19 protein-coding genes are annotated in these 17119 nt (G+C 69.5%); 10 read left to right on the top strand and 9 right to left on the bottom strand.

The annotated features are described in order from the left end of the window. The first annotated feature begins 7 nt into the window (after nucleotides 1-7). From NNW99_RS19030 to NNW99_RS19010, 5 genes are all read left to right on the top strand, one after another. Complete coding sequence (locus tag NNW99_RS19030) at nucleotides 8-385, top strand: phage holin family protein (protein ID WP_215120340.1); 378 nt, start codon at nucleotides 8-10, stop codon at nucleotides 383-385. A gap of 6 nt (nucleotides 386-391) precedes the next feature. Beyond that, nucleotides 392-883 carry a low molecular weight protein-tyrosine-phosphatase gene (locus NNW99_RS19025; RefSeq protein ID WP_215120339.1) on the top strand — a complete coding sequence of 164 codons (492 nt, stop codon included), beginning with the start codon at nucleotides 392-394 and terminating at the stop codon, nucleotides 881-883. After that, complete coding sequence (locus tag NNW99_RS19020; protein WP_215120338.1) at nucleotides 880-2085, top strand: cystathionine gamma-lyase; 1206 nt, start codon at nucleotides 880-882, stop codon at nucleotides 2083-2085. Before NNW99_RS19025 ends, NNW99_RS19020 begins: the two co-directional genes overlap by 4 nt. A gap of 198 nt (nucleotides 2086-2283) precedes the next feature. Continuing rightward, nucleotides 2284-3189, top strand: a complete 906-nt coding sequence (locus NNW99_RS19015) for a LysR family transcriptional regulator (protein ID WP_215120337.1) — start codon at nucleotides 2284-2286, stop codon at nucleotides 3187-3189. Between the two features lie 88 nt (nucleotides 3190-3277). After that, the gene (locus NNW99_RS19010) at nucleotides 3278-3760 is read left to right on the top strand and encodes an NUDIX domain-containing protein (RefSeq protein WP_215120336.1); all 483 of its coding nucleotides are present in this window, start codon (nucleotides 3278-3280) and stop codon (nucleotides 3758-3760) included. Between the two features lie 13 nt (nucleotides 3761-3773). Here the strand turns inward: NNW99_RS19010 and NNW99_RS19005 are convergent, their stop codons facing one another. Beyond that, a complete protein-coding gene (locus NNW99_RS19005; protein ID WP_215120335.1) occupies nucleotides 3774-5375 on the bottom strand; it encodes a globin domain-containing protein in 1602 nt (533 codons plus the stop codon). Nucleotides 5376-5940: 565 nt separating this feature from the next. Here NNW99_RS19005 and NNW99_RS19000 point away from each other — a divergent pair. After that, on the top strand, nucleotides 5941-6807 hold the full coding sequence (locus NNW99_RS19000) for a GNAT family N-acetyltransferase (protein ID WP_215120334.1): 867 nt from the start codon (nucleotides 5941-5943) through the stop codon (nucleotides 6805-6807). Between the two features lie 95 nt (nucleotides 6808-6902). On the opposite strand, the gene NNW99_RS18995 is transcribed toward NNW99_RS19000, so the two are convergent. Beyond that, nucleotides 6903-7325 carry a heme-binding protein gene (locus tag NNW99_RS18995; RefSeq protein WP_215120333.1) on the bottom strand — a complete coding sequence of 141 codons (423 nt, stop codon included), beginning with the start codon at nucleotides 7323-7325 and terminating at the stop codon, nucleotides 6903-6905. Between the two features lie 67 nt (nucleotides 7326-7392). After that, nucleotides 7393-8601, bottom strand: coding sequence for an MFS transporter (locus tag NNW99_RS18990; RefSeq protein WP_215120332.1), 1209 nt, complete (start codon nucleotides 8599-8601; stop codon nucleotides 7393-7395). Nucleotides 8602-8743: 142 nt separating this feature from the next. On the opposite strand from NNW99_RS18990, the gene NNW99_RS18985 reads away from it, so the two are divergent. Together NNW99_RS18985 and NNW99_RS18980 are read left to right on the top strand one after the other, a co-directional pair. Next, complete coding sequence (locus NNW99_RS18985) at nucleotides 8744-9208, top strand: MarR family winged helix-turn-helix transcriptional regulator (protein WP_215120331.1); 465 nt, start codon at nucleotides 8744-8746, stop codon at nucleotides 9206-9208. 39 nt (nucleotides 9209-9247) lie between these two features. After that, nucleotides 9248-9700, top strand: coding sequence for a GNAT family N-acetyltransferase (locus NNW99_RS18980; protein ID WP_215120330.1), 453 nt, complete (start codon nucleotides 9248-9250; stop codon nucleotides 9698-9700). 85 nt (nucleotides 9701-9785) lie between these two features. Here the strand turns inward: NNW99_RS18980 and NNW99_RS18975 are convergent, their stop codons facing one another. Both NNW99_RS18975 and dnaB read right to left on the bottom strand, forming a co-directional pair. Then, nucleotides 9786-11171: a serine hydrolase gene (locus NNW99_RS18975; RefSeq protein ID WP_215120329.1), complete on the bottom strand. Its 1386-nt coding sequence runs from the start codon at nucleotides 11169-11171 to the stop codon at nucleotides 9786-9788. 74 nt (nucleotides 11172-11245) lie between these two features. After that, nucleotides 11246-12727, bottom strand: a complete 1482-nt coding sequence (gene dnaB / locus NNW99_RS18970) for a replicative DNA helicase (RefSeq protein ID WP_215120328.1) — start codon at nucleotides 12725-12727, stop codon at nucleotides 11246-11248. Between the two features lie 460 nt (nucleotides 12728-13187). On the opposite strand from dnaB, the gene NNW99_RS18965 reads away from it, so the two are divergent. Beyond that, nucleotides 13188-14525 carry an MATE family efflux transporter gene (locus tag NNW99_RS18965; RefSeq protein ID WP_215120327.1) on the top strand — a complete coding sequence of 446 codons (1338 nt, stop codon included), beginning with the start codon at nucleotides 13188-13190 and terminating at the stop codon, nucleotides 14523-14525. Nucleotides 14526-14686: 161 nt separating this feature from the next. On the opposite strand, the gene rplI is transcribed toward NNW99_RS18965, so the two are convergent. The 4 genes from rplI to rpsF form a co-directional block, all read right to left on the bottom strand. Beyond that, complete coding sequence (rplI, locus tag NNW99_RS18960; protein WP_215120326.1) at nucleotides 14687-15133, bottom strand: 50S ribosomal protein L9; 447 nt, start codon at nucleotides 15131-15133, stop codon at nucleotides 14687-14689. Nucleotides 15134-15151: 18 nt separating this feature from the next. Further along, nucleotides 15152-15388: a 30S ribosomal protein S18 gene (gene rpsR / locus NNW99_RS18955; protein ID WP_003949403.1), complete on the bottom strand. Its 237-nt coding sequence runs from the start codon at nucleotides 15386-15388 to the stop codon at nucleotides 15152-15154. Between the two features lie 44 nt (nucleotides 15389-15432). Then, on the bottom strand, nucleotides 15433-16026 hold the full coding sequence (locus tag NNW99_RS18950) for a single-stranded DNA-binding protein (RefSeq protein WP_215120325.1): 594 nt from the start codon (nucleotides 16024-16026) through the stop codon (nucleotides 15433-15435). 76 nt (nucleotides 16027-16102) lie between these two features. Beyond that, nucleotides 16103-16393: a 30S ribosomal protein S6 gene (gene rpsF / locus NNW99_RS18945; protein ID WP_030847098.1), complete on the bottom strand. Its 291-nt coding sequence runs from the start codon at nucleotides 16391-16393 to the stop codon at nucleotides 16103-16105. 263 nt (nucleotides 16394-16656) lie between these two features. Here rpsF and NNW99_RS18940 point away from each other — a divergent pair, with 263 nt between their 5' ends. Continuing rightward, nucleotides 16657-16974 (top strand): hypothetical protein, encoded by a 318-nt coding sequence (locus NNW99_RS18940; protein WP_215120324.1) that lies wholly within the window; start codon nucleotides 16657-16659, stop codon nucleotides 16972-16974. The last annotated feature ends 145 nt before the right edge of the window (nucleotides 16975-17119 follow it).

Here is a 17119-nt window from a genome sequence, read left to right as displayed (position 1 = left end):
CAGACACATGAAGAATTTCGTAGTCAAGACGATCGCCAACGCCGGTGCCCTGGCGGTCGCCGTATGGCTGCTCGACAAGATCACCCTGACCGGTGACAGCACGGGCATGAAGATCGGCACCCTGATCATCGTCGCGCTGATCTTCGGCCTGGTGAACTTCCTGGTCAAGCCGCTCGTCAAGCTGCTCAGCCTCCCGCTGCTGATATTGACGCTCGGCCTGTTCACCCTGGTCGTCAACGCGCTGATGCTGCTGCTCACCTCGTGGCTGGCCGACCAGTTCGACCTGAGCTTCCAGGTGGACGGGTTCTGGACGGCCGTCCTGGGCGGCCTGATCATCTCTGTCGTCTCCTGGGCGCTGAACGTCGTCCTGCCCGACGGGGACTGAGCGCGTATGACGTACCGAGTCTGCTTCGTCTGCACGGGCAACATCTGCCGTTCCCCGATGGCGGAGGTCGTCTTCCGGGCCCGCGTGGCGGAGGCCGGACTCGACGGCCTGGTCGAGGTCGACAGCGCCGGCACGGGCGGCTGGCACGAGGGCGACGGCGCCGACCCGCGCACGGTGGCCGTCCTGGAGGAGAACGGCTACGACACCGGCCACACGGCCCGGCAGTTCCAGCCGTCGTGGTTCTCCCGACTGGACCTGGTCGTCGCCCTCGACGCCGGTCACCTCCGCGACCTGCGCCGCCTCGCGCCCACGGAAGAGGACGCGCGCAAGGTGCGGCTGCTCCGCTCGTACGACCCCGCCGCGGGCGACGACCTCGACGTGCCGGACCCCTACTACGGGGGCGCGGACGGTTTCGAGGAGTGCCTTGAGATGGTGGAGGCGGCGAGCACCGGTCTGCTCGCCGCAGTGCGTGCGGACGTGGAGGGACGAGTGGCATGAGTGAATCCGCGACGGGTGACCAGGGCGGATCGACGGGCGGGACGGCCCGGACATCGGGCGACGCGGCCCAGGTCGCCGCCGACGCCGGTGACGGCACGCGGGCGGTACGGGCCGGGCTGCCCGAGCCGGTCAAGCACGAGCCCACCCTGCCCGGACCGGTGTTCGCCGCCCACTTCCATCTGCCGGGCGACCCGACCGGCCCGTACACCTACGGCCGTGACGAGAACCCGACCTGGACGCTGCTGGAGCGCGCAGTCGGCGAGCTGGAGGCGCCCGGCCGGGACGACGCCGAGACGCTCGTCTTCGCGTCGGGCATGGCCGCGACCTCGGCGGTGCTCTTCTCCCAGCTGCGCGCCGGTGATGTGTGCGTCCTGCCTGACGACGGCTATCAGGCACTGCCCCTGGTCCGCGCCCAGCTGGAGACCTACGGCATCGAGGTACGCACCGCGCCGACCCGCGGCGACGCCCAGCTCGACGTCCTGGACGGCGCGAAGCTGCTGTGGATCGAGACGCCGTCGAACCCCGGGCTCGACGTGTGCGACATCAGGCGGCTCGCCGACGCGGCACACGCGCGTGGTGCCCTGGTGGCCGTCGACAACACCCTCGCGACACCGCTCGGCCAGCGCCCCCTGGAGCTCGGCGCCGACTTCGCGGTGGCCAGCGGCACCAAGCAGCTCACGGGGCACGGCGACATCCTCCTGGGCTATGTCGTCGGCCGTGACGCCGAGGCCATGGCCTCGGTGCGCCGCTGGCGCAAGATCGCCGGAGCGATTCCCGGGCCCATGGAGGCCTGGCTCGCGCACCGTTCGATCGCGACGTTGCAGCTGCGGGTCGACCGGCAGGGCACGACCGCCCTCGCGGTCGCAGAAGCGCTGCGCGCGCGTCCCGAGGTGACCGGACTGCGCTATCCCGGACTTCCCGACGACCCCGCGCACAAGATCGCGGCTCAGCAGATGCGGCGCTTCGGGTGCGTGGTGTCGTTCACCCTGCCCACGCGCGAGCGGGCCGACCGTTTCCTCGACGCGCTGCGGCTCGTGGACGACGCGACGAGCTTCGGCGGGGTACGGTCCACGGCCGAACGGCGCGGCCGCTGGGGCGGCGACGCTGTCCCGGAGGGCTTCATCCGCCTGTCGGTCGGCGCCGAGGACCCCGAGGACCTGATGGCGGACGTACTGCGGGCACTGGACACGTCGGCGGCCTGACCATCCCCCACGGACGGTCCGAGCCTCCCCCCTCGTGGCTCGGACCGTCCCCCGGTTCCGCGCGCAAGAACCGCGCGACCAAGGCTAGTTGACTCTCTGTCAGTGTCCAATCACAGTAGCGACAGAGACCTATCGACTTATTTATAGTTGAGCGGGGCCGGAGGGCCGGGAGCGGGGCCGAAGAGGGGAGAGTCTGCGGTGGATCTGGCCTTGCTGCGGACCTTCGTGACCGTGCACCGGGCCGGCTCCTTCACCCGCGCCGCCGCCCTGCTGGGCCTCTCCCAGCCCGCCGTCACCTCGCAGATACGGACCCTGGAACGGCAGCTGGGCCGCCCCCTGTTCCTGCGGCAGGCCCGTGGCGTGACCCCGACGAGCATCGGCGACGAACTCGCCCACAAGGCCGCACCGCATCTCGACGCTCTGGTGGAGATAACGGAGACCGGCCTCGACGACGACTCCTCCTTACGGACACTGCACCTCGCCGGGCCTGCGGAGTTCACCGCCGAACGAGCTCTGCCCGCGCTCACTGAGCTGATCGGCGAGGACGGTCAGGGCTTCGCCCTGCGCGCCTCCTTCGGAAACGCCGAGGAGACGCTGGAAGGGCTCTCCGCCGGGCATCACGATCTGGCCATCAGCACGGCCCAGCCACGGGGCGCCCTGCTCACGGCGACTGCTCTCTGCGACGAGGAGCACGTCCTGGTCGCCGCCCCGCGCTGGGCCGAACAGATCGGCGCCGGGCAGCCGGACCGCAAGCCGGAACCGTCCCTGGAGCAGGTGCCCGTGGTGGAGGTGCACGAGTCGCTGCCCTTCGTCTCCCGCTACTGGGCCTCCGTCTTCGACTCGCGCCCCGCCGCCCCGGGCACGGTCATCGTTCCCGACCTGCGCGCGGTCCTGGCCTGTGCGGTCGCTGGGGCGGGCCTGGCGGTGCTCCCGCGCTATCTGTGTGCGGCCGCGCTGGAACGGGGTGACGTCGTCGCCCTGCACGAGCCGGCGGTGCCGCCGCTGCGGACCTACTTCCTGGTGGTCCGCACCGGGACGCTCGCGATGCCCCATATAGCGCGGGCCCACGAGTGGTTGCAGCGCGCCTCGACCGACTGGTGCTGAGGCGCCCGGGACCGTGCCTCACTCTGAGAGCTCGGCCGGTGACGATTCGCGATGTTTCACGTGGAACCAGCCGGGCCACATTTCACTCATGACCGTCCGACCTGTGGTCAAGCGCACCGCCCGTGCCATTCTGCTGGACGGTGACGACCTGATCCTGATCAAGCGCACCAAGCCGGGCGTGGATCCCTACTGGCTCACTCCCGGCGGCGGGGTCGAGCCCGACGACTCGACCGTCGTCGACGCCCTGCACCGAGAGGTGTACGAGGAGCTCGGCGCCAAGATCATCGATGTGGTGCCCTGCTTCGTGGACACCATGGAGCACATCGGGGAGGACGGCGGCGCGACCGGTGTGAAGGTGCAGCACTTCTTCGTCTGCCACCTGGAGTCCATGGACCCGTCCCTCCGCCACGGCCCCGAGGTGGACGAACCCGTCGGCGAGTACGAGATCGTGCGTGTGCCCTTCACCCGCGTCGGGATCGCCTCCGTGCACCTGGTGCCGCTGTCGCTGCGGCACTACCTGGACGGCAACATCGAGGGCGTACGGGCCATGCACGCCCCCGACCTGGGCTGACACCGGCAGCGGTTCAGGGCCCGGCCGCGACCAGTTCCTCCACGGAGTCGTGCCGAATACGGTCCGACGGGATACCGACGTCCCTCAGGGCGTCCACACCGCTGCGGATCATCCCGGGCGGGCCCGAGAGATAGGCGTCGAACTCGTCCCATGGCCCGTAGGCGCGGATCGCGTCCGGGAGCTGCTGGTGTGCCTGCTGGTCGATGATCGCGCGGACCGAGAGCCAGGGGTGGCTCTGCTGGAGGCGGAGCATGGTGTCGATGTCGTACAGGTCGTGATCGGTGCGGGCCCCGTAGAAGACCTCGACCGACCGGCGGTCCCCGTGCTCGGCGACGTCTTCGACCAGTGCCTTGATGGGCGCGATGCCCGTGCCGCCGCCCACGCAGAGCAGACCGCTCTCGGTGGTGTGGTCCACGGTCATGGCGCCGGCGGGCGGGCCGAGCCGGATGATGTCGCCGGGGCGGGCACGGTGCACCAGGGCGTTGGAGACCCAGCCGGCCGGGACGGCCTTCACATGGAACGACAGCAGGCCGTCGGAGCGGGGCGCCGCGGCGAAGGAGTAGTGCCGCCAGATCCGGGGCCACCAGGGTGTCTCCACGCTCGTGTACTGCCCGGCGAGGAAGGGGTACGGCTGGTCGGGGCGGACGGTGATGACCGCGACGTCCGGAGTTCTGAGGTCGTGCGTGACGACCTCGGCGTACCACCAGGCCGGGGCACGCAATTCGTCCGTGGCCGCCGCGTCGATCATGACCTGGGAGATGGTGGTGTAGGTCCGGATCCAGGCCGCCTCCATCTCCTCGTTCCAGACCCCGGCGGCGTACTTGCTCAGCGCGCCGATGAGGCATTCGCCGACGGCCGGGTAGTGCTCGGCCCGCGTTCCGTACTTGCGGTGGCCCCGGCCGAGGTTCTGCAGGTAGTCGACCAGGACCTCTTTGTTGTCGATGTGCTCGGCGGCCGTGAGCAGCGCCTTGAGCAGACGGTCCCGCTGCGTGTCCATCGCGGGCGGGAACATCGGCCGCAGGTCCGGGTAGCGGACGAAGAGCAGGGCGTAGAAGTACGACGTGACCTTCTCGGCCACGGGTGCGACCTCGGCCATGGCACGGCGGACGAGGACGGCGTCCGGGGACGCTTCCTGGGCCGGTGCGGAGGCGGCTTGGCCCGGGTGCGACGCGGGGGTGGGCCGCTGGGTGGGAACCCACGTCTCGTCGGGGCCGGGTGCGGAGGGAGCGGTGGAGGCGAACGGCGCCGGTGTGAGCGTCGTGGGCGCGGGACCCGCTGACGAGGCAGCGGCGACGCTTGCCGCGGCGGGAGCCGAGGCGTGCTGTGCGGCCAGGGGACTGGGCGCGGGTATCGCTTCCTGAGGCGCACGCGCCTGTTCGGGCTCACCGGTACTCGCGCCGCTGGTCGTCGGAGCGGGCGGCACCGCCGTGCCGTCGGCCGGAGTCTCCGGAGCGGGCCCTGGCCTGCCCACGGGGCGTATCGCGGCCGGGCGGCGCCCCTCCGGCGCAGCGGGTTCGCTGTCCGGTGTCGTCGTCGGCTTCTTGCGGGGCGTGAACCAGCCGCCTCCGCCGCCGGAAGTGCCGTTGTCGGCCGACGTGGTGGTCGGAGCGTCCATGGTGTGCCTCGCCTCGAGCATCTTTCGGTCGGTCTGCGCACTTCCCTATTCGGAAGGTGCCTGCTTTCCCCCGTGGACGGTCTGCGTTCCCATCCATGTCGTGGCCAATGCGGCCACATTCAACCCGTATTTCGGCTCCGTACGGACAAGTAGGCAAGAGTGTGACATTGCCCGCAGTGCTCTCACCCGAGCTTCCCACTCGTCTGGACGGCTCAGTCGCGTAACCGAAAACGCGGGTCTTCGATCTCTCCGTCCCATTAGGCTGCATTGCCCTCTGTCCGGCCCGCACGGAACGGGTCACCCGCCCCGAATGCGAACCGGAGTCGACCCTACCGGCCACCGCCGTGCACACAAGTCCCCCCTTCCCTCATCACGAATGAGGGCACCGCGCGAATCATCAGTACTGCCAACTACTGGACATCGCGCCTGTGTTTCACGTGAAACGTCCAGCGTCTGACCGCTCCCTGACCGCTCTCTGTGCAGACGGCTACAACTGGCCAAAAGCTCGTATGGGTCCGGGGAAAGCGGTGGACGTCAGGGGCCCCTGTCGGACAGCCTGACCTGCGTGCCGACTCCTTCCCTTGCCTCATTGCCCATCCGCCGTCTGACGCTCCGCGATCTCGCCGCCTGCGCCGACTTGTCTCAGGACCGGGGGTGGCCACGGGAGGAGCACAAGTGGGGCTTCCTCCTCACGGCTGGGAAGGGCTACGGCATCGATGACCCCGACGGCGGCCTCGTGAGCGCCTGCGTCGTCACCGAGTACGGACCGCAGGAGCACCCCGCCCTCGCGGCAATCGGCATGGTTCTGGTCGCCGATCGGTATGCCCGACAGGGTGTGGGACGCCGACTGATGCACCATGTCGTCTCGGCGATGGGCCCCACCCCCCTCACCCTGCACGCGACACCGAACGGCCGCCCCCTCTACGAGGAACTCGGCTTCAAGGTCACCGGGCGAGCGGAGATGGTGCGCGGCCACTTCACTCCCGGCGGACCGGATCCCGAGGTCGCCACCCGTGCCGCGACCGCCGAGGACCTTTCCGCCATCCTCCGGCTCGACGAGCAGGCGTTCGGGACCGACCGCACGCACATCGTCACGCGACTGCCCGCCTTCGCCGACCAGTTGCGCGTGGCCGAGGAGGGCGGGCGGATCATCGGGTACGCGGCCGCCTGGCCCAACATGGACACCCATGTCGTCGGCCCGCTCATCGCACGCGACACGGCGGTCGCCCAGGCGCTCCTCGCCTCCCTCGCGGCCCACACCGACCGTCCTCTGCGCACCGATATCGACGTGCGGCACGAGGAGCTCCTGGCGTGGGTGAAGGAGCGCGGCCTGGCCTCCATCGCCTTCAACTCGGTGATGACGTACGGAATCACCGAGCTGCCCGGAGACTGGACCCGCCGGTTCGCGCCGGTCACGGTCGCGGCGGGCTGAGGAGCGCGGACACCCGGGCTGAAGGCCCCCGGATACGACTACGCCTGCTCCCCGGGGATCGGGGAGCAGGCGTAGTCGCGTGTGCCGGGTCCGGGTCAGGCGAGGGTCTCCACGGCGGTCGTGGCGAAGCCGTGGTCCTGCTCCGGGGCGCCACCGCCGACGCCGATCGCGCCGATCAGGCGGCCGTCGCGGTGCACCGGCACGCCGCCCGCGATGAACAGCAGCGGCCGGTCGAGCGCGGTCGGCAGCGTGTGGAAGGGCCCTCCGGGCTGCACGGCGTCGACGAGGTCGGCGGTGGGCGCGTTCAGCTGGAGAGCGGTGTAGGCCTTGCGGGTGCTGGTCTCGCCGGAGATCAGCACGGCACGGTCGTCACGCCGGAAGGCGAGCAGATGACCACCCGCGTCCAGGACGGTGACACTGACGGTCACACCTGCGGCCTCGGCGGCACGACGGGCGGCGGTGACGAGGGCGTCGGCGTCCTGGGTGGTCAGCGGGGCGACGGCTGTGGTGGTGCTCATGAGGGGGTTCTCCTAGGGACTTTCTGGTTGGTTCTGGTCTGGCTCCGGGCCGAGGCGTCCCGGTGGCTCAGTGGTGGACGGCGGTCCGCTGCTCGGCCGGCGCGGCTCCCGTGACGGCGGTGCCGCGGGCACCGTCGCGGCGCTCCAGAGCGGCCGAGAGGAAGGCCAGGAGCAGGGCGCCCGCCGCCAGGGCGGCACCGACCCAGTTGGGGGCGGTGTAGCCGAGGCCCGCCGCGATCACGAGGCCGCCGAGCCACGCGGAGAGGGCGTTGCCCAGGTTGAAGGCGCCGATGTTCACGGCGGAGGCCAGAGTCGGGGCACCGTGCGCCTGGTCGAGGACCCGCTTCTGGAGCGGCGGGACGGTGGCGAAGCCCAGGGCGCCGATCAGCGCGATCGTGACGGCCGACAGCAGCTTGTCGTGCGCGGTGAGGGTGAACAGCGCCAGCACGACGGCCAGGGCGCCCAGGGAGACGTACAGCATGGGCATCAGGGCGCGGTCGGCGAACTTGCCGCCGACGAGGTTGCCGCCGACCATGCCGAGGCCGAAGAGGACCAGCAGCCAGGTGACGGAGCCCTCGGCGAAGCCGGTGACGTGGGTCATCATCGGCGCGATGTAGGTGATGGCCGCGAAGACACCGCCGAAGCCGAGGACGGTCATCGCCATCGCGAGCAGCACCTGCACGTTCTTGAAGGCGGCCAGCTCGTGCTTCAGGTGCACGCCCTCCGGCTTGGGCATATCGGGGACGAGCCGGGCGATGCCGGCCAGGCCGATGACACCGAGGGCGGCGACGACGGCGAAGGTCACACGCCAGCCGAGGGACTGTCCGACGAGCGTGCCCAGCGGGACGCCGACGACGTTGGCGACGGTCAGCCCGGTGAACATCATCGAGATGGCTCCGGCCTTCTTGTCCGGGGCCACCAGTTCGGCCGCGACGACCGCGCCGATACCGAAGAAGGCGCCATGGGCGAGCGAGGCGACGATCCGGCCGATCAGCATGACGGAGAAGGCGGGGGCGAGAGCCGAGAGCAGATTGCCGACGATGAACAGGCCCATCAGCACCATCAGCATCCGCTTGCGGGAGACCTTGGTGCCGAGGACGGTCATCAGCGGGGCGCCGAACATGACACCGAGCGCATAGCCGGTCACCAGGTACCCGGCGGTGGGGATGGAGACCCCGTAGTCGCCCGCGACCTGGGGCAGCAAGCCCATGATCACGAATTCCGTCGTTCCGATCCCGAAGGCCCCGATCGCGAGGGCCAGAAGCGCGAGAGGCATGGAGGGGTTACCTTCCCAGAAGATTGCAGGAGCGCTTTGCGTGCGTCCACAATAGTTGCACACGCGGGCTATAGGCAAACGACGTCAATTGCAGGGCTGCTCTATCCTGGGTGTCAGCCGCTCCGGGACGGAGGAAACGCCAATGACAGCGACGGACCCCGCGCTCACCGCGCTCGCCCAGGGCTGGTGCGCCCTTTCCCTGCTGCACGGGAGGATCGAGGGCCACATCGAGCGCGCCCTGCAGGCCCAGCACGACCTGAGCGCGCGGGAGTACTCCCTGCTGGACGTGCTCAGCCGACAGCACGACGGGGACGGGGGCCATCTGCAGATGAAGCAGGTCGCCGACGCGGTCGTGCTCAGCCAGAGCGCCACCACCCGTCTGGTCACCCGCCTCGAGGACCGCGGGCTCCTGGAGCGCTATCTGTGCCCCACCGACCGCCGGGGCATCTACACGAACGTCACCGAGGCGGGCCTCGAGCTGCTGGAAGCGGCACGGCCGACCAATGACGCCGCCCTGCGTGAGGCCCTGGACGAGGCGGCGAAGAACCCCGAGCTGGCCCCGCTGGTCCGGGTGGTCGAGACGCTGAAGGCCCCGGTGCCCGCATAGGACGCTGCCGCGCCGGGCACCTCTGCGTAGGCTGCGCCCATGGGAGATCTTGAGATACGTGCCGCCGTCACCGACGACGTCCCGGCGATCGTCGGAATGCTCGCGGACGACCCCCTGGGCGCACAGCGCGAGTCACCGGACGACCTCGCCCCGTACCTGACCGCGCTGGAGCGGCTCAGCAGCGACCCCAACCAGCGACTGGTCGTGGCGGTGCGGGAGGGCCGGGTCGTCGGCACGCTCCAGCTCACGATCATTCCCGGGCTGTCCCGACGCGGTGCGACCAGGTCGATCATCGAAGGCGTGCGCATCCACGCCGACGAACGCGGCAGCGGCCTGGGGACACAGCTCATCGAGTGGGCGATCAGCGAATCCCGCGACTCGGGCTGCCAGTTGGTCCAGCTGACCTCCGACACCTCGCGCACCGACGCCCACCGCTTCTACGAGCGGCTCGGCTTCACGGCCTCCCACACGGGCTTCAAGCTCTCGCTGTGATCGGCATGCGAGAGGCGCTCTGTTTCACGTGAAACAGACTCACGTGAAGCGAAGCGCCCCTCGTCGTCACTGCCTGCCGAACTGCCTAGCCGATCCCGCGCCACCCCTCCGGGTCGACCCCACCCGGCACAGGAGCCCCCTCGTCGTACGGCTGACGCGTGAACACGAACGAGCCGAGGTCCAGATGGCTCACGGTTCCGTCCGGCCGCCGTACGGCCTTCAGGAGCTCGCCGGCGTAGTAGCCCTCAAGCCCGGTCCATGTGCCGTCGCCGTTCGGGCGGAACCGCGACCGCCGGCCGCCGCCGGACAGCGGCCCCAGCGAGACGAACCCGTCGGCGGTCAGCCGCAGCGCGTGGGTGTGCGTCCCCCAGTACCACTGGCCCGTCAGCTCCAGCGTCGACGGATCGACATCGCTCAGTGGCTTCCACGGGGAGGGGATGCGTGGTTCCGCCTCGGCCACGATGCCGACCAGGTCGGCGGCAACGGAGAACAGCGGCGGGCCCGAGGTGCAGTTGGCCAGGACCACCGCCGCAACGTCCTCCTCGACGTCGATCATGAGGCACGCGAGGAACCCGGGTAGCGAACCGGTGTGTCCGACGAGGGACCGCCCGTTCCACCGGCGGATCTCCATCCCCAGACAGTAGGCGTAGCCGCTCGCCACGTCCGCCGCGTCGTGGGGCGCCGCCGGTGTCCGCATCTCCCGAAGAGACTCGGCGCTCAGCACCCGCTCGTCGCCGTTGACCAGGAAGGCGGCGAAGCGCGCCAAGTCACGCGTGGTCGACCACAGTTGGCCTGCCGGGGCCATGCGCCCCAGGTCCTCGGTGGGCTCGGGGAGCATCACGTCGGCCCAGGGATGCACCGCCCAGCCACCCGCGTGCGGCGCCTGGGGCCGCACGCTCGTGCGGTGCAACTCCAGGGGTTCGAGCACTTCGCGCCGAAGGACCGCCTCCCAGGAGGCGCCGCGCAGCTTCTCGATGAGCGCGCCGAGCAGCGCGTAGCCCGGGTTCGAGTAGTGGAACCGGCGGCCGGGCGGAGACAGCAGCGGCCGCTCGCCCAGCACGTCGGCGAGTTCGGGCCGCAGAGAACCGGGGCTCCGCTCCCACCACGGTCCCGGTGTCTCGGCCGCCAGTCCTCCGGCGTGCGCGAGCAGTTCGGCGACGGTCGCCTCCCCCACGCCGGTGCCCGGCAGGTGCTTCTCCAACGGATCCCCGAGGTCCAGCGCTCCCTCGTCGCGCAGCCGCAGGACGAGAACCGCCGTGAAGGTCTTGGTGATCGAGCCGATCCGGTACTGCACGTTCTCGTCCGGCGCATGCCCCTCCACCGAGGTCCGCGCGCCTGTCCACACCGGCTTGCCGTCCCGCACGACGGCCGCGACGAGCGACGGCGCCCGTCCTTCGGCCTGGGCGACGGCGATCCGGTGCAGCAGTGCGCGACGCGTGCCGGGAAGCAGCTCTCCCTGAGATGTCGTCATGGGTCCCAGTCCACCCGCCCCGGCGGCGCCGCGTCGAGCACATTCCGGACCGGTGTCGCCGGAGCTCGGTCAGGTCAGGTCTGCGCCATGTCCACGAACCGTGAGTAGTGGCCCTGGAAGGCGACCGTGATCGTCGCCGTCGGGCCGTTACGGTGCTTGGCCACGATCAGGTCGGCCTCGCCCGCGCGCGGCGACTCCTTCTCATAGGCGTCCTCGCGGTGCAGCAGGATGACCATGTCGGCGTCCTGCTCGATGGAGCCGGACTCACGCAGGTCGGAGACCATCGGCTTCTTGTCCGTACGCTGCTCGGGGCCACGGTTGAGCTGGGAGAGCGCGATGACCGGGAGCTCCAGCTCCTTGGCGAGGAGCTTGAGGTTACGGGACATGTCCGAGACCTCCTGCTGACGGTTCTCGGCACGCTTGGAGCCACCGGACTGCATCAACTGGAGGTAGTCGATGACGACCAGCCTGATGTCGTTGCGCTGCTTCAGGCGGCGGCACTTGGCGCGGATCTCCATCATCGACAGGTTGGGCGAGTCGTCGATGAAGAGCGGTGCGGCCGAGACGTCCGGCATACGCCGGGCCAGGCGCGTCCAGTCCTCGTCCGTCATCGTGCCGGACCTCATGTGGTGCAGGGCGACCCGGGCTTCGGCGGACAGCAGACGCATCGCGATCTCGTTGCGGCCCATTTCGAGCGAGAAGATCACGCTCGGCAGGTTGTTCTTGATCGAGCAGGCTCGCGCGAAGTCCAGCGCGAGCGTGGACTTACCCATGGCGGGCCGGGCGGCGATGACGATCATCTGGCCCGGGTGCAGACCGTTGGTGAGGGAGTCGAAGTCCGTGAACCCCGTGGGCACACCGGTCATCTCACCGCTGCGCGAGCCGATCGCCTCGATCTCGTCGAGCGCGCCCTCCATGATGTCGCCGAGCGGCAGGTAGTCCTCGCTGGTGCGCTGCTCGGTGACCGCGTAGACCTCTGCCTGGGCGCGGTTGACGATCTCGTCGACGTCGTCGTCGGCCGCGTATCCCATCTGGGTGATGCGCGTACCGGCCTCGACCAGGCGCCGCAGGACGGCACGCTCGTGGACGATCTCCGCGTAGTAGGCGGCGTTCGCCGCTGTGGGCACCGTCTGGACGAGGGTGTGCAGATACGACGCCCCGCCGACCTTGTTGATCTCGCCGCGCTTGGTGAGTTCGGCGGCGATGGTGATGGGGTCGGCCGGCTCGCCCTTGGCGTAGACGTCGAGGACGGCCTGATAGATCGTCTCGTGGGCCGGCTTGTAGAAGTCGTGGCCCTTGAGGATCTCGACGACGTCGGCGATGGCGTCCTTGGACAGGAGCATGCCGCCGAGGACGGACTGCTCGGCCTCGATGTCCTGCGGCGGTACCCGTTCGAACGAGGTGCCTCCGCCGCCGTCCCACTCGCCGTTGTCCCGGCCGCGCTCGTGCTGCTCGTCGCGGCCTCGGGCGCCGTCACCACGACGGCGGGAAGAGGGCAGACGATCACTGGGCCCGCTGTCGGCCCACGGGTCGTCCAAGGGCTCGGAAATGCTCACCGAGCCACCTCCTCCCGTCCGCCGCAGCAGACCTCGCCGTGCCCCTCTTTTCTACGGCACGGCACTGACAAATGAGAGGCCCAACTCCGGTTACTGGACGCCGGTTTTGTGACGTTTCGAAAACCGACGGACGGAGCGGGCGCCGGACTACCGTAGGCCCGTCGGCACCGTCAGCCAATCTGGTTATCCACAGGCCATGTGGACGACGGCCCAGATGCTGTGGAGAACTCGGCGAAACCTGTGCACGACCCGGTGGACAGGCCTGTGAACAAGCTTCCACTCATCACAAGGAAGCCACCCTGACCTGCAACTTTGCCATCCACTGGCTGTGCAGAAGAAAAACTTCCCCAACCGGCCCAAGATCGCTTCGAAAGGTGCACAGCAGTGCGCACCTCTGGACGAATGGTAAGGGTCACAAAAGCTTTGCATCTCTTACCTGTGGACGATTAGATTAGTGCACATGACACAGGCCCCCGCGCGCCCTCGAGTCGGCCGGAGACAGCACGACCGAGAGATCGTCGCACTCGCCGTGCCGGCCTTCGGCGCGCTCGTCGCCGAGCCTCTCTTCCTCATGACCGACACCGCCATCGTCGGCCATCTGGGCACAGCCCAACTCGCCGGTCTCGGCGTCGCCTCGGCCCTGCTGATGACCGCCGTCAGCGTCTTCGTCTTCCTCGCCTACGCCACGACAGCGGCGGTCGCCCGTCGCGTCGGCGCGGGTGATCTCCCGGCCGCCATCCGTCAGGGCATGGACGGCATCTGGCTGGCTCTGCTCCTCGGCGCCGGCGTCGTCGCCGTCGCCCTGCCGACAGCGCCCCATCTCGTGGAGCTCTTCGGCACCTCGGACGCCGCAGCCCCCTACGCGATCACGTATCTGCGCATCTCCGTGCTCGGCATACCGGCGATGCTCGTCGTCCTCGCCGCGACCGGCCTCCTGCGCGGCCTCCAGGACACCAAGACCCCCCTCTATGTCGCCGTCATCGGCTTCGTGGCCAACGGCGCTCTCAACGCGGGGCTCGTGTACGGGGCAGGACTGGGGATCGCCGGCTCCGCCTGGGGCACCGTCATCGCCCAGTGCGGCATGGCCGCGGTCTACCTCGCGGTGGTTCTGCGTGGAGCGCGGAAGCATGGCGCCTCCCTGCGCCCGGACGCCGCCGGGATCAGGGCGTCCGCTCAGGCCGGTGTGCCCCTGCTGGTCCGCACCCTCTCCCTGCGGGCGATCCTGATGATCGCCACGGCGGTTGCCGCCCGGCTCGGGGATGCCGACATCGCCGCACACCAGATCATCCTGTCCCTGTGGAGCCTGCTCGCCTTCGCTCTCGACGCCATCGCCATCGCGGGGCAGGCCATCATCGGGCGCTACCTAGGAGCCGGTGACACAGAGGGCGCCCGCGCGGTATGCCGTCGGATGGTGGAGTGGGGTATCGCCGTCGGAGTCGTCCTCGGAGCCCTGGTCGTCCTCGCCCGACCGGCGTTCCTGCCCCTGTTCACCAGTGACTCGGCGGTCAAGGACGCGGCCCTGCCCGCCCTGGTCATCGTCGCTCTCTCGCAGCCGATCTCCGGCATCGTCTTCGTCCTGGACGGAGTCCTGATGGGCGCCGGCGACGGTCCCTACCTCGCCTGGGCGATGGTGCTCACCCTGGCGGTCTTCACCCCGGTCGCCCTGCTGGTTCCGGTACTGGGCGGTGGACTCACCGCTCTCTGGGCCGCCATGACGCTGATGATGACCATGCGGATGCTGACTCTGTGGCTCCGAAGCCGCTCAGGGCGGTGGATGGTCACGGGCGCGACCCGCTGACGACCGGGCTCGGCCGACGGACTGTTTCACGTGAAACACGGTGTTTCACGTGAAACCAGATACCGCGCCGACGGATACGACGAGATGGGCCCGGATACGACGATGGGGCCGCACCCCGAAGGGTGCGGCCCCATCGCTCACTGCATCAGCGAGCGCGGCACTCAGGCCGCGACGACCTCGATGCTGACCTTGGCGTCAACCTCGGGGTGCAGACGCACGGACGACTGGTGAGCGCCGAGCGACTTGATCGGCGAACCGATCTCGATGCGGCGCTTGTCGACCTCGGGGCCACCGGCAGCCTTGATCGCCGAGGCGATGTCGGCCGGGGTGACGGAACCGAAGAGGCGGCCGGCGTCGCCGGCACGGACGGCCAGACGGACCTTGACGCCCTCGAGCTGGGCCTTCACCTGGTTGGCCTGCTCGATGGTCTGGATCTCGTGGATCTTGCGAGCACGACGGATCTGCTCGACGTCCTTCTCGCCACCCTTGGTCCAGCGGATAGCGAACTTCCGCGGGATCAGGTAGTTGCGAGCGTAACCGTCCTTGACGTCGACGACGTCGCCCGCGGCGCCGAGGCCGGAGACCTCGTGGGTGAGGATGATCTTCATGTGTCGGTCACCCTTCCCTTATCGCGCGGTGGAGGTGTAGGGCAGCAGCGCCATCTCACGGCTGTTCTTCACGGCCGTGGCGACGTCACGCTGGTGCTGCGTGCAGTTGCCGGTCACGCGGCGGGCACGGATCTTGCCGCGGTCGGAAATGAACTTCCGCAGCATGTTCGTGTCCTTGTAGTCCACGTACGTGACCTTGTCCTTGCAGAATGCGCAGACCTTCTTCTTCGGCTTGCGCACAGGCGGCTTCGCCATGGTGATTCTCCTGTGTGATCAAGAAGTTTGGGTGCGAACCCGCCCTAGAAGGGGGGCTCGTCCGAGTAGCCGCCGCCACCGCCGCCGCCGGAGTTTCCACCCCAGCCGCCGCCACCGCCCTGGTTGCCACCGGCGGGAGCGCCGGTCGCCCACGGGTCGTCAGCGGGAGCGCCGCCGCCCTGCTGGCCGCCACCGGGGCCGCCGCCCCAGCCGCCGCCACCCTGGCCGCCACCGCCACCGCTGCCGCCGCCGTAGCCGCCCTGGCCACCGCGGCCGGTGGTCTTGGTGACCTTGGCCGTGGCGTTGCGCAGGCTGGCGCCGACTTCCTCGACGTCCAGCTCGTAGACCGTGCGCTTGACGCCCTCCCGGTCCTCGTAGGACCGCTGCTTCAGCCGGCCCTGCACGATGACGCGCATGCCTCGCTGGAGCGACTCGGCGACGTTCTCAGCCGCCTGGCGCCAGACCGAGCAGGTCAGGAAGAGGCTCTCGCCGTCCTTCCACTCGTTCGTCTGGCGGTCGAAGGTGCGGGGAGTGGACGCGACACGGAACTTCGCGACGGCCGCACCGGAGGGGGTGAAGCGCAGCTCGGGGTCGTCGACAAGATTGCCGACCACCGTGATGACGGTCTCGCCTGCCATGGGGAACCTCTCGGCGGGTTTGCTGCTGGCTGCTTGTGCTGCTACTCGAATCCCGGGATCAGCTGAGCGGGAGAGCTCAGTGGGTCTCGGGGCGGAGGACCTTGGTCCGGAGGACCGACTCGTTCAGGTTCATCTGGCGGTCGAGCTCCTTGACGACCGCAGGCTCGGCCTGCAGGTCGATGACCGAGTAGATGCCCTCGGGCTTCTTCTTGATCTCGTACGCGAGACGACGACGACCCCAGGTGTCGACCTTCTCGACCTTTCCGCCGCCGTCACGGACGACAGAGAGGAAGTTCTCGATCAACGGAGAGACAGCGCGCTCCTCGACCTCGGGGTCGAGGATGACCATCACCTCGTAGTGACGCATGTGGAACCCACCTCCTTTGGACTCAGCGGCCACGGTCGATCCGTGGCAGGAGGGTTGTGATGCGTATCCGACGGTATCGGCCACCACTGACAGTCGGGGTTCTGTCGAGAACCCCCTGCCGTGATGTGGGCAGACACCGGTGCGGACGGTACAGAGTACCCGCACAGCGGCTTGCGGTTGAAATCCGGCCGCCAGGGCAGCCAATCTGTACACATCGGGTGTGTATGGCGCTACGATGCGCCGACTCTCGCAGGAGGTGCCCTATGGCACAGGCAATGCGACCCAACACCGCCGGCGGCCTCTTCGCCACGGACGGCAAGCCCCATCCCCTCCAGGACACCCTGCTCGCGGTGACCCTGGTGCTGGGCCTCACGTCGTTCGTCGTGGCACTCGTCGACGATGACCTGCACCTGCTCAGCTCCTGGGCGGGCCTCGTGGGCATTCTCACCGGCGCGTACGGCCAGTGGATCTCGGAGACGACCCGTGAGCGCTTCGGCCTGATCCTGGGCCTGGGAGCCTCGGCTGTCGGGTTCTTCCTGGGCATGGCGCACGGCGGGTTGTTCGGCGGTCTCATCGACTGACGCCAGGCACACCCCAGCTGAACATCGTGTGACGCCCCGGCCGCATACGGGCCGGGGCGAAGGTGGCGTACGCCCAACCGGCGCGCTCCCAAGGCGCAGTAGGCTTCGCGCGAGAGCCGGAGCCCCTGAACCCATGGGGACACAC

It is taken from the genome of Streptomyces sp. CRCS-T-1, from assembly GCF_024442335.1.
In the GTDB taxonomy this organism is placed as follows: Bacteria; Actinomycetota; Actinomycetes; order Streptomycetales; family Streptomycetaceae; genus Streptomyces; species Streptomyces koelreuteriae.
This window is presented reverse-complemented; position numbering and strand designations above follow the sequence as displayed.

Excerpts from the sequence above, each read along its gene's own strand:
- NNW99_RS19030 (WP_215120340.1), top strand. The coding sequence starts at position 8 with ATGAAGAATTTCGTAGTCAAGACGATCGCCAACGCCGGTGCCCTGGCG.
- NNW99_RS19025 (WP_215120339.1), top strand. The coding sequence starts at position 392 with ATGACGTACCGAGTCTGCTTCGTCTGCACGGGCAACATCTGCCGTTCC.
- NNW99_RS19020 (WP_215120338.1), top strand. The coding sequence starts at position 880 with ATGAGTGAATCCGCGACGGGTGACCAGGGCGGATCGACGGGCGGGACG.
- NNW99_RS19010 (WP_215120336.1), top strand. The coding sequence starts at position 3,278 with ATGACCGTCCGACCTGTGGTCAAGCGCACCGCCCGTGCCATTCTGCTG.
- NNW99_RS19005 (WP_215120335.1), bottom strand. The coding sequence starts at position 5,375 with ATGGACGCTCCGACCACCACGTCGGCCGACAACGGCACTTCCGGCGGC.
- NNW99_RS18995 (WP_215120333.1), bottom strand. The coding sequence starts at position 7,325 with ATGAGCACCACCACAGCCGTCGCCCCGCTGACCACCCAGGACGCCGAC.
- NNW99_RS18990 (WP_215120332.1), bottom strand. The coding sequence starts at position 8,601 with ATGCCTCTCGCGCTTCTGGCCCTCGCGATCGGGGCCTTCGGGATCGGA.
- NNW99_RS18985 (WP_215120331.1), top strand. The coding sequence starts at position 8,744 with ATGACAGCGACGGACCCCGCGCTCACCGCGCTCGCCCAGGGCTGGTGC.
- NNW99_RS18980 (WP_215120330.1), top strand. The coding sequence starts at position 9,248 with ATGGGAGATCTTGAGATACGTGCCGCCGTCACCGACGACGTCCCGGCG.
- NNW99_RS18975 (WP_215120329.1), bottom strand. The coding sequence starts at position 11,171 with ATGACGACATCTCAGGGAGAGCTGCTTCCCGGCACGCGTCGCGCACTG.
- NNW99_RS18965 (WP_215120327.1), top strand. The coding sequence starts at position 13,188 with ATGACACAGGCCCCCGCGCGCCCTCGAGTCGGCCGGAGACAGCACGAC.
- rplI (WP_215120326.1), bottom strand. The coding sequence starts at position 15,133 with ATGAAGATCATCCTCACCCACGAGGTCTCCGGCCTCGGCGCCGCGGGC.
- rpsR (WP_003949403.1), bottom strand. The coding sequence starts at position 15,388 with ATGGCGAAGCCGCCTGTGCGCAAGCCGAAGAAGAAGGTCTGCGCATTC.
- NNW99_RS18950 (WP_215120325.1), bottom strand. The coding sequence starts at position 16,026 with ATGGCAGGCGAGACCGTCATCACGGTGGTCGGCAATCTTGTCGACGAC.
- rpsF (WP_030847098.1), bottom strand. The coding sequence starts at position 16,393 with ATGCGTCACTACGAGGTGATGGTCATCCTCGACCCCGAGGTCGAGGAG.
- NNW99_RS18940 (WP_215120324.1), top strand. The coding sequence starts at position 16,657 with ATGGCACAGGCAATGCGACCCAACACCGCCGGCGGCCTCTTCGCCACG.